We start from the raw sequence: 13,697 nt of genomic DNA on the forward strand, positions 1-13,697 counted from the left end.
GCTTGAGCCGTCCAAGGCATCGCTTAATGGCGTTGCGCGTACTGAGCGTTCTGCTGCAAAAGATTGAAGCAAGGCCATGGTTGCAGCTGCGGCTTCTTCGTATCGCCCGCTTGGCTTTCATCACATTACCCATCCCGTGCCAGCCGCAGTCCCGTCATCTGCCAACGCGCCGAAGCTGGAAAGAAATTGCGGTAGCTGGCACGCGTATGGCCGGGTGGCGTGAGGCACGAGCCGCCACGCAGCACGTACTGGTTGACCATGAACTTGCCGTTGTACTCGCCCACCGCGCCATCGGCGATGCGAAAGCCCGGGTACGGCGCATAGGACGACTGGGTCCATTCCCAGACCTGGCCCAGGCCGTCGCCTGCGGTCCCGGCCGGGTGCAAGGCCTGCAGCCCGGACTGCAGCGCCATCGCCTTCGCCCAGGCAACCTCCCATTCGGCCTCGGTTGGCAGCCGGGCCCCGGCCCAGCGCGCATAGGCATCTGCCTCGTAGTACGACAGATGGGACACTGGCCGACGGCCATCCAGCGGCAATGCACCATGCAGGCTGAACTCTTGCCAGCCCGCCACCGTCTGCCCGGGCTGGCTCGCCCGGCGCCAGTACCAGGGATGGGCCAACTGCTGCGCGCAGCACCAGTCCCAGCCCTCGGCCAGCCACCATTGCGGCTGGGCATAACCCCCGGCTTCGACGAACTGCAGGAACTCCGCATTGTTCACCGGCCGGCTGGCGATCTCGCAGCCCGGCAGGAAGACTTGGTGCCGCGGCCGCTCGTTGTCGAAGGCAAAGCCCTCGCCCACATGGCCGATCTCCCGCAGCCCCGATGCCACAGGCAGCCAGGCCGGTGCGGCAGGCGGCGGGGCTTCGGCTGCTGTCGCCTGCAGCGGTTGGTAGGCCGGCCACAGCGGGTGACAGGACAGCAGGTGCTTGATGTCGGTGAGCAGCAGTTCCTGGTGCTGCTGCTCATGCTGGAGACCAAGCTCCACTAGCTCAACCACTGGCTGCGGCGTGTGCTGCGTCAACAGCGCATGTATGCGCTCATCGACCGCAGCGCGGTAATCGAATACCCGGGCCAGCGACGGCCGTGTGAGCAGCCCGCGCTGCGCGCGCGGATGGCGGTCGCCAACCTGCTGGTAGTACGAGTTGAACAGCACGCGAAAATCCGCGTCGAACGGAGGCTGTGATCCCAAAACAAAAGTCTCGAAAAACCAGGTGGTATGAGCCAGATGCCATTTAGCCGGGCTGGCGTCGGACATGGACTGCACGCAGGCATCCTCGGCCGATAACGGCTCAGCCAGCTTCAACGTGCGTTGGCGCACTGCTTCGTAACGCTGGCGAAGATCAGGCATGGGCATGCACCATGGCAAACCACTGCCGCTCGTCGGTCCAAACCTGGCAGACGCCGAAGCCAGCCTCGGCAAGCGTCGCCTGGAACTGCGACAGCGGGTATTTGTAGCTGTTCTCGGTGTGGATGGTCTCGCTCTCGGCAAAGTGCCGCCCGCCGCCAGGCCAGGCCACGGTCAGCGGCCGGCGTGCACGCAGGTGCATCTCGATGCGCGAATGCCCGGAGTTGAAGAAGGCGTGGTGGGCCCAGTCGTCCTCGCCGAAATCGCTGCCGAGCAGGCGGTTCACATGGCTGAGCACATTCAGGTTGAAGCGCGCCGTCACGCCCTGGGCATCGTCGTAAGCGGGCTCCAGCCACTGCAGGGGCTTGGGCAGGTCGATGCCGATCAGCAGCCCGCCATCGGGCCCCAGCAGTTCGTGCATGCGCCGCAGCATGGCCAGTGCATCGGCCGGATCGAAGTTGCCTATGGACGAGCCGGGATAGAACACCAGCCGCCCGTTGCGCGGCAGATCGGGCGGCAGTTGCAGCGGCCCGGTGATGTCGGCCTGCACAGCGCGCGCGTCCAGCCCGGGGAATTCATCCGCGAGCCGGCACACCGCCTGGCTCAGGAAGTCGCCGGCGATGTCCACGCCGACGAAGTGGCGCGGCCGCAGGCTGCGGCACAGCGCGCGCACCTTCTCGCAGTTGCCGGCACCCAACTCGATCAGCACTTCGCAGCCCTGCAAGACCTGCGCCATGGCCGGCCCTGCGTCGGCAAGGATGGCCGCCTCGGTGCGCGTGGGGTAATACTCGGGCAGCCGGGTGATTTGCTCGAACAACTCGCAACCGCGCGCGTCGTACAGGTACTTGGGGGAGATGCGCGCCTGCGGTTGCAGCAATCCGTGCAGCAGATCGGCCCGGGCAGCGTGCAAGGCCGATGACTCCACCACAGGCGATATGACATCGTTGATAGAGCAAAACATGATCGAGTCCTTTAGCGTCGGTGATGGCGCTTGCAAGCGAAGTAGTATGACGGCTCAGTCTCTTTTGTGGGAGTGCAAGTCAGGCTTGGGGTTCCTCCACGGATGCTCAATGTTTTTATCAACGAGTCCTGTTGAGTATGCAGCAGCCAGTTCAGCATGAGCATGGCATTTCAAGCCTCGACAAATACCGAACGCTTACCTTACAGTTTGTCCATGCAATACGTCGTCCACCATCAAGAAGAAAATTCCAAAGGTGCGTTCTATGTCGAAAAAACTGGGCAGCGCATTGCCGAGATGACATATAGCCGCACGAACGCTTCCATGATCATCATCGATCACACCGATGTCGACGAGTCGCTGCGCGGCGAAGGTGTAGGCCGTCAACTGCTCAATGCGCTGGTGGCTTGGGCGCGCGCGAGTGGCACCAAAGTGCTACCACTATGCCCTTTTGCCAAGGCGCAGTTTGACAAGGATGTGTCGATACGCGATGTGCTCGTCTGACGAGTTGAATTAACCTACCTGCTCTTCGATGAAGATCTGGTGGTTGAATACTGCGCACCAGTCTCAGTGGTTAGCGAGAGAAAGCCAGATTATCGATCTCAGGAGCCCAAGCGGATATTTCTCTGTACTGAATCAGCATCGGAGTGATGTGCTTTTATATGTCTAGCGTCCTGGAAAACGCCTTCAGCTCTCGTGAATTGAGTGAATGGATCGGATGGTTTTAGAAACATCTATTTGCTGACTTGGACAGGCATCTTGCGATGCACATGCTGGACCAAAAAATCAAGAAAAATCCGGGTTTTGAGAGGTAAATGCGTACGGTGGGGGTAATAGGCGTAGAAGCCTGGGAAGCTGGCCCAATAGGGCTTTAGCACTTCAACTAACTGACCCGCATTGAATGCGTCAGACATAGATTCGCGCCAGCCAGTAATCACGCCGATGCCATCCAGGGCGGCGCGCATGGCCGTGTCGCCATTATTGACGGTCAGGGGGCCGCTCACGGCTCGCTCGCTCAGTTTGCCGTCGATATTGAATTCCCATTTGTAGACTGCGCCGCTGCTGCTCATGCGGTAGTTGATGCACTGATGCTGTTCCAGCTCCTCAGGGTGTTGCGGTGTGCCATGTACGCTGAGGTAGGCAGGAGATGCGCCAAAGCACATGGTCAGGTCCTGCGTGAGTGGCACGGCAACCATATCGCCCTCCAGCGACTCGCCATTGCGTATGCCGATGTCAAACCCTTCTCGCACAATGTCCACAAAGCCATCGTCATAGACCAGCTCGACATGAATGTGCGGATGGTGTGCAAAGAACTCGGCGAGCATGGGCTCGACCAGCACCTGGCCCGCGGGGTGGGAGATGGTCAGGCGCAGCGTGCCGCCTTCGACGCCCGCCTTGAGCTGAAGATCTTCTGTCGCCTCGCGCAGGTTGGCGAGAGCTGGGGAAATGCGCTCCAGATAGATTCTTCCTGCTTCTGTCAGATTGACGCTGCGCGTTGTCCGATCGAACAAGCGCACATCCAGACGGGTTTCCAGCTTTTTGATGGTTTGAGATAGTGCGGCCGGCGTGACTCCTATGGCGTGGGCGGCATAGGTCAGACTGCGATGCTGGGCTACCTGCTCAAAGGCTGCCAGATAGGCGAGTATTTCGGGTTTCATGGCTTCTATTTTTAAGCAAAGCTTAATAACGTAGATAGATCGCTTAGCTTTTTCTTTTGCATGGACTGGCGCACACTGCGTCTGCTTCACACGATGCCTATGCTCGTGTGGTAGCTCCTGTGTTGCAAAAAAGAAAGCACCCCATGCCTGTCCAATTCACTCTCAACGGCAAGCCCGCATCGGCCGATGTGGATCCGTCAACGCCCATTCTCTGGACCTTGCGCGACACGCTGGGTATGACCGGAACCAAATTTGGTTGTGGCATGGCCATGTGCGGTGCGTGCACCGTGCATCTGAATGGCCAGGCCATTCGATCGTGCATCACGCCCATTTCGGCGGCGCAAGGGCAAAAAATCGACACCATCGAAGCGCAGGCTGCCGACAAAGTGGGCAAGGCTGTTGAGGACGCGTGGGTGCGCAACGATGTGGCGCAATGTGGCTATTGCCAAAGCGGTCAGATCATGAGTGCGACCGCGCTGCTCAAAAGCAATCGCCGCCCGAGCGATGCGGATATCGATGCGGCCATGGCGGGCAATATCTGCCGCTGCGGAACCTATGCACGCATCCGTGCAGCCATCCACGATGCAGCCAAAAACCTGTCGGCCTAAAAGAAGGAGTACATCCCATGCCTATACCCAACCACGTTCTTGCGGACCTGCCCAAATGTCTGCGCACACTGGCTGCCGACACGATGGATGCTGGCGCAAAGCTCGAGCGACGCGAATTTCTCAAGTTGGCGACGGCTTCGGGCTTTGCGTTGGGCATCTTCCCCTCGGTTGCACTGGCGCAAGCGAAGAATGAAGAGCAGGTGTCGGTCAGCACACTCAAACCCACCCAGCAGCCATCGGCGTTTGTGAAGATTGATCGTGACGGTGCGGTGACGGTCACCATCAACCGTCTGGAGTTTGGTCAGGGAGTGCAAACCGGTCTGCCCATGGTGCTGGCCGAAGAACTCGATGCCGATTGGTCCAAGGTGCACAGCGTGCACGGCAATGCCGATCCCGCTTATGTGGACCCGGTCATGGGCATGCACTTGACGGGAGGCTCCACTGCCATCAAGAACTCCTATGTCCAGTACCGGGAGCTCGGCGCGCGCACCCGCGCCATGCTGCTGGCCACGGCTGCCAAGCGCTGGGGTGTCGACCCGCAGTCCTTGCGCACGCAGGCAGGGCAGGTGATCGGGCCGCGGGGCAAGAAGCTGGGCTACGGCGAGCTGGCGGATGAGGCCATGAAGATGCCGGTTCCGCAGCAGGTGAAGCTCAAGAGTGTCAAAGACTTTCGCATCATTGGCCGTGCCACGGGGCGGTTGGATGCGCGTGCCAAGTCCAGCGGTAGTCAGTCCTACGGTATTGACATGCATCTGCCAGGGATGCTGACCGCAGTCGTGGCGCATCCACCGGTGTGTGGCAGCAAGATTCAGTCGGTGGACGATGCGGCAGCCAAAGCCATCAAAGGCGTGCGTGCGGTGCTCCGCGTGCCCAGCGTGTGGGGCGGCGAGCTGGTCGCCGTGCTGGCCGATGGGTACTGGCCTGCCAAGCAGGGACGCGATGCCTTGAAAGTCCAGTGGGACAGCAGCGCTGTAGGCAAAGTCGATTCGGCCCGACAACTGGCTCAATATCGTGAACTGGCCAAGCAGCCTGGTGCGTTGAAGTTCGATGCCGATGTTTCGGCTCTGAGCGGTGCGGCTCACAAAATCAGTGCCGAATATGTGTTCCCCTATCTTGCCCATACGCCGATGGAGCCGCTGAACTGCACAGTGCGCGTGACCGGCGCCGGAAAGGATGTCAAGGCAGAGCTATGGTTGGGAACCCAGGCTCCGGGCTGGGAAGTGGCAACAGCGGCACGCGTGCTTGGCGTGGCACCAGAGAATGTCCGCGTCAATGTTCAGATGGCGGGTGGCGGTTTCGGTCGCCGTGCCAACCCGCGCAGCGACTATGTGGCCGAGGCCTGCGAGATTACCAAGGCTGTTCGGGCATCTGGCATCGACGCCCCGGTGCGCATGATCTGGAGCCGTGAGGACGATGTCAAAGGGGGCTACTACCGGCCCATGCATGTGCACCGTGCCGAGATAGGTTTTGACGAGAAGGGAAAGGTGCTCGCCTGGGACCATGTGATCGTGGGCCAGTCGCTTGCCAAAGGCACAGCGTTTGAAAGCTTCATGCTCAAGAACGGTGTGGACACCACCACGGTGGAGGGCATGAAGGAGCCCTACGACCTGCCGATGCGACTCTCGGTGCATCACCCCGAGCTCAATGCGCCGGTGCTCTGGTGGCGCAGTGTGGGGTCTACGCATACCGCTTATGTGATGGAGACCTTGATGGACGAGATCGCCCGAGCGGTCAAGCAAGATCCTGTCGCCTATAGGCTGCAACAGTTCGGTGACCAGCATCCGCGTCACAAGGCTGCGCTGCAACTGGCAGTCGAAAAGTCGGGCTACGGAAAGCGGCAACTGGCCGCAGGCAGAGCCTGGGGTGTGGCGGTTCACCAGTCTTTCGATTCGGTGGTCGCCTATGTGGTTGAGGCATCGATGAAAGATGGGGCGCCCAAACTGCATGCGGTCACCGCTGGCGTGCATTGCAACCTGGCTGTGAACCCCAAAAGCGTGGAGGCACAGGTGCAGGGCGGTGCATTGATGGGTCTGGGCATGTGCTTGCCCGGGGCTGCCATCACATTCAAGGAGGGGCAAGTGGAGCAGGGTAACTTCAACGATTACACGGTGGCTCGCTTGACGGATATGCCTGCGATTGCCGTGCATATCGTACCCAGTGCCGATGCCCCTACCGGCATGGGGGAGCCGGGTGTGCCGCCGCTGGCACCAGCTTTTGCCAATGCCATTGCCAAGCTGAGTGGCCATACACCACGCGAGCTTCCTTTCCGCGCAGCGTAAGAAAGTGAATTCCGCCAATTGCTAGCCAGTGTGCTGCCAGTTGGTGGAATTGGGTTCTCAAACAGTTCACTGAGTCGGGTTGGTGATATTTGAGAAGTACCTCATGCTCGTTTGACGAGCGACGGCGCTGTTGCATAAATCAGCGTTTTGCTAAACCTCTCCCAACCCCAGGCTGCCGACACCAGCAAGGCCGAGCGCGTGACGAAATGCTCGTCAACGAATAGCAGGCCGAACGCAGGTTGTGCGAGTCCGGCCACGCGGGGCGACAGCATCTTGGAGTGTGTCGGATAGATGTGCCGCGAAGTCGTGCGCATCAGGCGAATTCGCTCCGATGGTCTTTAGCAAGCGCCACGGCATCCGCTCCCGCCGCGAAGCGCAGGCGCTCGGAAGTGTCGTTCGCGGCCTGCCACACCACTTCGGCCACGTCGCTCTCCTTCGTCGTGGCCGCCGGTTGGGCAAACGCCTCGAAGTACAGTTTCACCTCTGAATCTTCGCGAGGCGTCTACGTGGGTCGGACCAGCCCAGACTCCTGCATCTTGGCAGTAGCGAACTCGACAAAGGCTTGGACCGCACGGGGCAGTTGCCGTCGGCTCTGGTACACGAGATAAACATTGACGCCCCGGATGCCAAACTGCGGCAGCACCGGAACTAGCGCACCACTGAGAACGCGAGGGGCAGTCATGATGTCGGGCAGCAGCGCGATGCCCAGGCCAGCTGTGGCTGCTTGAAGCAGGGCTTGCGCCGAGTTGGCGTGAAAACGTCCGGAGACTGGCACCTCGACCGGGCCATCCGGACCGTCAAGATGCCATGTTGCGCGGCCTGACACCATGGGCGTGGCGATGCAGTCGTGGCCCGACAAGTCCTGCGGCGATTGCGGCATGCCGCGCTCGCGCAGGTAGAGGGGGCTGGCCACCAGGGTCTGCTGGCCGGTGCCGATGCGCCGAGCTATCAAGGTGGGCTCATGCACCTCGCCCGCTCGGATGGCCACATCGATACGTTCTGCGACCAGGTCGGCCCGCCCATCGCTGAGCGCGAATTCCAACTGGACCTTGGGGTGGGCGTGCAGGAACTCTGCCACCCACTCCACCGGAAACCAGTGGAGGAAATCTGCTGCGGCTGCCACGCGGATCTTGCCGCTGGGTGACAGGCCGTCATTCGCCAGGTTGGCGGCGGCATCGGACAGGTCTTCCACGGCATCGGCGCAGCGGGCGTGGAAGGCCGCGCCGGCCTCCGTCAGCGTGAGCTTGCGCGTGGAGCGATGCAGCAATCTCGCGCCCAGCTGTTCCTCCAGCTGCTGGATGCGTCGGCTGAGAGTATTGGAAGGCATGCCCGCGCGGCGAGCAGCCTCGGCAAAGCTGCCGGCTTGTACCACCTGCACGAACAGCGCCACATCGTTCAAATCAACCAAGATGTCCTCCGGACACAGGCCTGGGGGAAGGGCGGCCTTGGCCTGTATTGTGCTGCGATTGCATCAGAATGCCGCGCGCGGCAGGTCTCCCAACTGGGCACCGATGATGCGGATTCCTGCCTCGCCCTGGCGCAGTGCCGCTTCGCTGGTATGCACGGAGTAGTGGCCCAGTACCAACTCAAACGGGTGCTTGGCTGCAGAGCCGAAGACGAACTGGGTGTCATGGGTGGCCCAGATGTCGATGGGTTCATGAGATTCCTCGAACACGGCCATTTCACCCTCATTCACCTGCTGCGGCACGCGCAGGCTGCCTTCGCTAACTGCGAGCCAGGCTACCGAGTGGCCGGCCGGTGGCTCGAAACGCCAGTGTTCGCCGGCCCGTAGTTGCACTGCGAGGTAGGTCATAGGGGAGGGCGCTGCAACCGGGCTGCTCTTGTCACCATACCGGCCCAGCAGCACTTTCGCAGGCCCTGCCTGCGGTAGCGCCTGCGGCTCCAGGTATTGGCTGTGCGCCGGTGCGTTCTCCAGTTCCGGCGGCATTGCCACCCACAGCTGGAAGCCCCGGATGCGGCCGGACGAGGCGGGCCCGCCTGTGTGCCAGACACCGCCGCCTGCCATCATCCACTCGACGCCACCGGCGGGCAGCGTACCGGCTTTCCCGGTGGTGTCCTCGTAGCGGATAGCACCCTCGATCAGATAGGTGAGCGTAGCGATGCCCGAGTGCGGGTGCAGCGGCATGGTGCCAGGGCGCATGGTGCTGTCATCGAAATGGTCGAGGAAGACGAAGGGCTTGACCCAATGCCCCAGGTCCGAGGGGCTCATCAGCCGGGTGATGCCGCCGTGCCCACGGCCACGTGTGCAATGCACGATGGGGCGGAAATGCTCGGCAGGCTGTGCTGCAATGGTGGGGGACTGTTCTAGAGTGAGCGAGTTCATGCGAGGCTCCTTTTATTGGCGTGCAGCCTTCAATGTCGCTGCCCACCAAGCCAGATCGTCCAGCAGTCCGCTGGCGGCCTGCGCCAGATGCGGGAAGTCGTCAAAGCTCTTGCCCTGCTGCAGGATGCCGAGAAACTCCACCATGCCGATATGCACCGCGTTGCGGATGGGCGCCATCTGCAGTTCCACGGCGTTCAGGCGCAGTTGCTCGATGGCCCGAGCGGCACCCACGCCGCCATAGCCTACGAAGGCAACGGGCTTGCGGTTGAATTCGGCGTAGGCATAGTCCAGCGCGTTTTTCAGCGCGGCACTGGGTCCGTGGTTGTATTCGGGCGTCACGATGATGAAGCCATCCAGACTGGCGATCTTGGTGGCCCAGGCCTGGGCGGCGGCATTCTTGGCTGGAGCCCAGGTCAGGGGCAGCGCTTCGTCAAAGAATGGCAACGGGTGGCTGCGCAGATCGATGAGCTCGAATTGCAGGTCGCTGCGCTGGCTGGCCAGTGTATGGATCCAGGCAGCCGGCTTGTCGCCGAAGCGGCCTTCGCGGGTGGATCCGATGATGATGCCGATGCGGGGTTGGGTCATGGTGAACTCCTGGTTGTGATGAGCTCTAGGTTAGGGGTGGGGAACCCTGCGCGCTAGACGGTATATGCGGCATGGATTCGTCCAGTTTTGGACGGAATGGCTGCAGGTTCCCAACCAAAGAAGACCAGGAGCTCATCCCGCTGGCGCATGGCGTCCGCATGGCCCAGTGCCATCAACTCCTGGGTGAAGCCGCTGTCGAACAGCAGGTAGCTGGCTAAGGCCGACGCCTGAGCTGTCTCGCGCTCCGAGCTTCCGCGCGGGCAACCCATCATGCTGCGCAAGCCTGCGGGCAGCGCTGCGGCATGCCGCGAAGCGATCACGTCGATACGCTCCGAGGGCGCGATAACCAGCAGTTCCACCGGTCGCAGCCCTGTGTTGGCACGAGCAGCAGGGGGGAGGCTGGCCAGCGTCTGGTTGACATGCCGCATGCGCTCCACATCCGCAGCCAGCGTGTCGAGGAAGATGCTCGACATGGCATGGCCAGCGATCTGGGCCAGGCTGGGGTAGCCCGTCAGCATATTAGGAGCTTGCGCGCCTTGGGGCTCCTGCAGGCGGCCGGCGCCGATGGCCAGGATGCGTTCGGCTCCCAGGTGCAAGGCGGCGGACAGCGGGGCTGCCTGGCGCATGGAGCCGTCGCCGAAGTACTCGGCATGGCCATCGGGCATGGCAATGTCGGACGCAGGGAACACAAACGGAATGGCGGACGACGCCAGCAGATGGGCGTGCGTGATGGTGCCCGGCACCGCGATGCGCTGGGAGCGCAGCCAGGGCGCAACCCGCTGTGCCGACTGGTAGAAGGTGTAGTGTTCGCCAGAGCTGTAGTTGGAGGCGCTCACGGCCAGAGCCTGTAGATGTCCTGTTGCCATCAGCATGGGCACGCGGTGTAGCGGCACCACGCGCCGCAGCAACTCGGCCAGTGGGGCGTTATCCAACAGCGAGCGGGGGTGCTGCCTGCGCCAGCGGCCCAGCAGCCGGACCAGGCCGAACAGCATGCGCCAGCCTTGAGCTTCTGCAGGCAGCGCGGCGGAGCGGTAGACCTGCTGCGGCTGAATATGGGCCCAGACATCGGCCAAAACGTTGACTGCCTGTTGGAAGTCGTCGGCATGCGAGGCCAGGGCGGCCGCGTTGATCGCACCTGCCGAGGTGCCAGTGATGATGGCGAAGGGGCTGGTGGCAGCCTGCTCGCCCGCTGCCCCGCGCAGCTCGGAGATCGCTTGCAGCACGCCCGCCTGGTAGGCGGCCCGTGCGCCGCCGCCGGTGAGCAGCAGGCCGATGGGACCGGCGCTGCGGTCTGTGTATGCCTGCGACGGCATGACGCCGAGAGGCGAGTCGGAGGATATGCGCATGATTCACTCCTTCCAGGGCTTGGTACCCGATGGCTATAGGCTACGGGTGCGCGGTGGCCTTGGGTAGCCGTTGTCCGTGGAGTGCAGCACTCCACGGAGTGGAGGAGTGGGGCGGATTATTCCTGGCGAGCCTGCCGTGCATCCAGGCTGTAGCGACCCGAGCCGTGGATGGCCAGCAGCAGAAGGGTGCCGGTGATGGACAGGTTTTCCATGAACATGATCATCTGCACCTGATCGCTGAATTGCTGTGGAACACCAGGCCCGTGAGCAGGCCTACGGCGAGGCAGCAACGTTGATACCGCACATGTTGGAGGCCTTTATGGCTGGAGATCGGGAATTAAAGAGGGGATGGGCGAAAACACCCAATTCGACCCGCTTCTCACGGTGGATATCGATTGGCGGGAATATTTACTCCATTGCACATATCCAATGTGTAGATCCATCGATTGCCAAGGAGTGAATCATGGGCATAGAGCACAGCAAAATCCTCGCACGTGAAGAGGTTGCACAGGGGACGATGGCATTCCATCTCGCCAAACCGGCAGGGTTTGACTTTCGCCCTGGGCAAGCGTTTGAGATCCAGCTGCCAGGAGCAACCCCTGGGGAGAGCAAATACGAGCGAAGTCACGCATTTTCCATCGTCAGCGCGCCGCACGAGAGTGAATTGGTGTTCGCCACGCGGATGAGGGACAGTGTTTACAAACGCGCTTTGAGAGCTCTGCCCGTAGGTGCTGAGTTGGATATCGACGGCCCATTTGGCTCGCTTACCTTGCACAAAAACACGGCGCGAGCGGGTGTGCTCATCGCTGGCGGGATTGGCGTGACGCCGTTTATAAGCATGCTGCGAAACGCTGCAATGCAGCAGTCACAGCAGGATCTGCTTCTGTTGTACTCCAATCGTCGTCCAGAAGATGCGGCGTTTCTCTCTGAGCTTCAAGCTCTCGAAAAGAAGAATCCAAAATTCCGACTCAAGGCGACCATGACGGATATGGCGCACTCTTCCGTGGACTGGAGTGGTGATAGACAAATGATCGATAGAGAGTGGCTCCAGCAGGCCATTGAGGGCTTGGCTAATCCGATCTTCTATGTTGCTGGCCCACCTTCCATGGTGGCGGCAATGCAGCAGTTGCTGTTGTCAGCCAGCATTGATGAGGACGATGTGCGCAGTGAGGAATTCTTTGGGTATTGAATTGGCAGACCTGCCCTGATTCAGATGCAATCGGTGTGCGGAAATCAGATGCGACAGTGCTGCAACCTCGTCGATATGAGTCACTGGCACGAGTTGCTGGGGATGACCGGTGCAACTCTGGTACTAGTCTGCTGCCAGGGTCTGGGCCTCCATGGCTCTACTTCTCTATTGGGCTGCGATGGCCTGCCGCTGGCGCAACTGTTGGACCTGCTCAAACGCTTTGTCAGTGAAGGCGACGGTAGACCTTTGCTGCTAAATCTATTGCGGCCAGTGGCGAGTACGCTGGAGTCTAGGATCCTGCCGGTGACTCTTGGCTGTTGACATAGGCGATGGCGTATCGCCTGACAGGGCAGATTACGCGCTTTGTTATACGTATCTGCACAGGTGCTATAGCTAGACCCGTGCTTCGCGCCGCACAGCCTGCGGTGGCATACCGAAGCCGCGCATAAAGGCCTCGCGCATGTGGCGCCGGTCGCGAAAACCTGTCTCCCGCGCCACCACCTCCAGAGGGTGGCGGCTGCTTTCGATCATCAGCCGTGCAGCTTCGAGTCGCAACCCCTCGACGGCTTTGGCGGGCGATTGACCTGTCTCGGCTGTGAACACCCGGCTGAATTGACGTGGGCTCAGGCTGGCAGCTTCGGCCAGATCTTCCACGCTAAGTGACTGTGAAAGGTTGCGCCGTGCATGTTCCAGCGCCTGCTGGATGCGGTCGGATTTGGGGGCTAGCTTGAGCATTTCCGAGTGCTGCGACTGCCCGCCCGAGCGGCGTTGGTGCATGACCAGGCGGTGTGCCACGGATCGTGCAATCTTCGCCCCAAGGTCCTTTTCTACCAGTGCTAACGCCAGATCAATCTCTGCCGTCATTCCGGCAGAGGTCCATATCGGTCCGTCAGCGATGTAAATACGGTCGGCTTCAATCTGTGTTTGTGGGTGGCGCTGCTGCAAGGCTTCTGCCCAATACCAGTGGGTGGTAGCGCGGCGTTTGTCGAGCAGGCCTGCGTCGGCCAGCAGGAAGGCACCGGTGCATAGGCCAGCGGCACGCCGTGCGCGTGCCGCGATCTTGCCCAGTAGCTGGATCAGCTCGGGCGCCGGGGGAGTGTCCAACGGCATGATGGTGCCCGCTACCAGCCAGGTATCGGCGCTGCTGTGCGTGGTTAGTGGCTTGGCCTGTAGCACAAGACCTGTCGAGGCACGGACAGTACCGTCCAGTGCATAGGTTTCCACGGTATAGAAAGTCCGCCTGGACACCAGATTGGCGAGTTCGAACACGGCTTGGGTGGCGAGTGCCATGACCTGGAAGCCTTCCGGGAGTATGTAGCCGATGCGGTGCATAAAAGCGTCCTTCTGGATGTCCTTTTTTATGACTATATACGTCATTTACGAC

General features: G+C 61.3%; 13 protein-coding genes and 1 pseudogene. 5 read left to right on the forward strand and 9 right to left on the reverse strand.

The genetic code is table 11. The annotated features are described in order from the left end of the window. Window positions 1-125: 125 nt before the first annotated feature. Entirely contained in the window at window positions 126-1,355 is a 1,230-nt protein-coding gene (gene egtB, locus QMY55_RS08955; RefSeq protein WP_407650649.1) for an ergothioneine biosynthesis protein EgtB, read from the reverse strand. Continuing rightward, a complete protein-coding gene (gene egtD / locus QMY55_RS08960) occupies window positions 1,342-2,307 on the reverse strand; it encodes an L-histidine N(alpha)-methyltransferase (protein ID WP_283488273.1) in 966 nt (321 codons plus the stop codon). Before egtD ends, egtB begins: the two co-directional genes overlap by 14 nt. A 162-nt stretch (window positions 2,308-2,469) precedes the next feature. Here egtD and QMY55_RS08965 point away from each other — a divergent pair, with 162 nt between their 5' ends. Continuing rightward, window positions 2,470-2,808 (forward strand): GNAT family N-acetyltransferase, encoded by a 339-nt coding sequence (locus QMY55_RS08965; RefSeq protein ID WP_283488274.1) that lies wholly within the window; start codon window positions 2,470-2,472, stop codon window positions 2,806-2,808. A 230-nt stretch (window positions 2,809-3,038) separates the two neighbouring features. On the opposite strand, the gene QMY55_RS08970 is transcribed toward QMY55_RS08965, so the two are convergent. Further along, entirely contained in the window at window positions 3,039-4,052 is a 1,014-nt protein-coding gene (locus QMY55_RS08970) for a LysR family transcriptional regulator (RefSeq protein WP_283488275.1), read from the reverse strand. 53 nt (window positions 4,053-4,105) lie between these two features. Between QMY55_RS08970 and QMY55_RS08975 the strand changes: the two genes are divergently transcribed. Both QMY55_RS08975 and QMY55_RS08980 read left to right on the forward strand, forming a co-directional pair. Next, complete coding sequence (locus QMY55_RS08975; protein ID WP_283488276.1) at window positions 4,106-4,570, forward strand: (2Fe-2S)-binding protein; 465 nt, start codon at window positions 4,106-4,108, stop codon at window positions 4,568-4,570. 17 nt (window positions 4,571-4,587) lie between these two features. After that, window positions 4,588-6,849, forward strand: coding sequence for a xanthine dehydrogenase family protein molybdopterin-binding subunit (locus QMY55_RS08980; RefSeq protein WP_283488277.1), 2,262 nt, complete (start codon window positions 4,588-4,590; stop codon window positions 6,847-6,849). A 313-nt stretch (window positions 6,850-7,162) separates the two neighbouring features. Here QMY55_RS08980 and QMY55_RS08985 read toward each other — a convergent pair whose 3' ends face one another. The 5 genes from QMY55_RS08985 to QMY55_RS09005 all read right to left on the reverse strand — a co-directional run bounded on the left by QMY55_RS08985 (window position 7,163) and on the right by QMY55_RS09005 (window position 11,091). Next, the gene (locus QMY55_RS08985) at window positions 7,163-7,330 is read right to left on the reverse strand and encodes a hypothetical protein (protein WP_283489065.1); all 168 of its coding nucleotides are present in this window, start codon (window positions 7,328-7,330) and stop codon (window positions 7,163-7,165) included. A 21-nt stretch (window positions 7,331-7,351) separates the two neighbouring features. Then, window positions 7,352-8,257 carry a LysR family transcriptional regulator gene (locus tag QMY55_RS08990; protein WP_283488278.1) on the reverse strand — a complete coding sequence of 302 codons (906 nt, stop codon included), beginning with the start codon at window positions 8,255-8,257 and terminating at the stop codon, window positions 7,352-7,354. Window positions 8,258-8,320: 63 nt separating this feature from the next. Then, window positions 8,321-9,193, reverse strand: a complete 873-nt coding sequence (locus tag QMY55_RS08995; RefSeq protein ID WP_283488279.1) for a pirin family protein — start codon at window positions 9,191-9,193, stop codon at window positions 8,321-8,323. Window positions 9,194-9,205: 12 nt separating this feature from the next. Continuing rightward, window positions 9,206-9,778, reverse strand: a complete 573-nt coding sequence (locus tag QMY55_RS09000; RefSeq protein ID WP_283488280.1) for an NADPH-dependent FMN reductase — start codon at window positions 9,776-9,778, stop codon at window positions 9,206-9,208. A 53-nt stretch (window positions 9,779-9,831) separates the two neighbouring features. Continuing rightward, complete coding sequence (locus tag QMY55_RS09005; RefSeq protein ID WP_283488909.1) at window positions 9,832-11,091, reverse strand: patatin-like phospholipase family protein; 1,260 nt, start codon at window positions 11,089-11,091, stop codon at window positions 9,832-9,834. Between the two features lie 301 nt (window positions 11,092-11,392). On the opposite strand from QMY55_RS09005, the pseudogene QMY55_RS24875 reads away from it, so the two are divergent. Beyond that, window positions 11,393-11,584, forward strand: a pseudogene (locus QMY55_RS24875) (hypothetical protein); the annotation flags it as partial. A gap of 3 nt (window positions 11,585-11,587) precedes the next feature. Further along, window positions 11,588-12,313 carry an FAD-dependent oxidoreductase gene (locus QMY55_RS09020; RefSeq protein ID WP_283488282.1) on the forward strand — a complete coding sequence of 242 codons (726 nt, stop codon included), beginning with the start codon at window positions 11,588-11,590 and terminating at the stop codon, window positions 12,311-12,313. Between the two features lie 393 nt (window positions 12,314-12,706). Here the strand turns inward: QMY55_RS09020 and QMY55_RS09025 are convergent, their stop codons facing one another. Then, window positions 12,707-13,645 carry a GlxA family transcriptional regulator gene (locus QMY55_RS09025; protein WP_283488910.1) on the reverse strand — a complete coding sequence of 313 codons (939 nt, stop codon included), beginning with the start codon at window positions 13,643-13,645 and terminating at the stop codon, window positions 12,707-12,709. Between the last annotated feature and the right edge of the window lie 52 nt (window positions 13,646-13,697).

This window comes from Comamonas resistens (genome assembly GCF_030064165.1).
Classification (GTDB): Bacteria; Pseudomonadota; Gammaproteobacteria; order Burkholderiales; family Burkholderiaceae_C; genus Comamonas; species Comamonas resistens.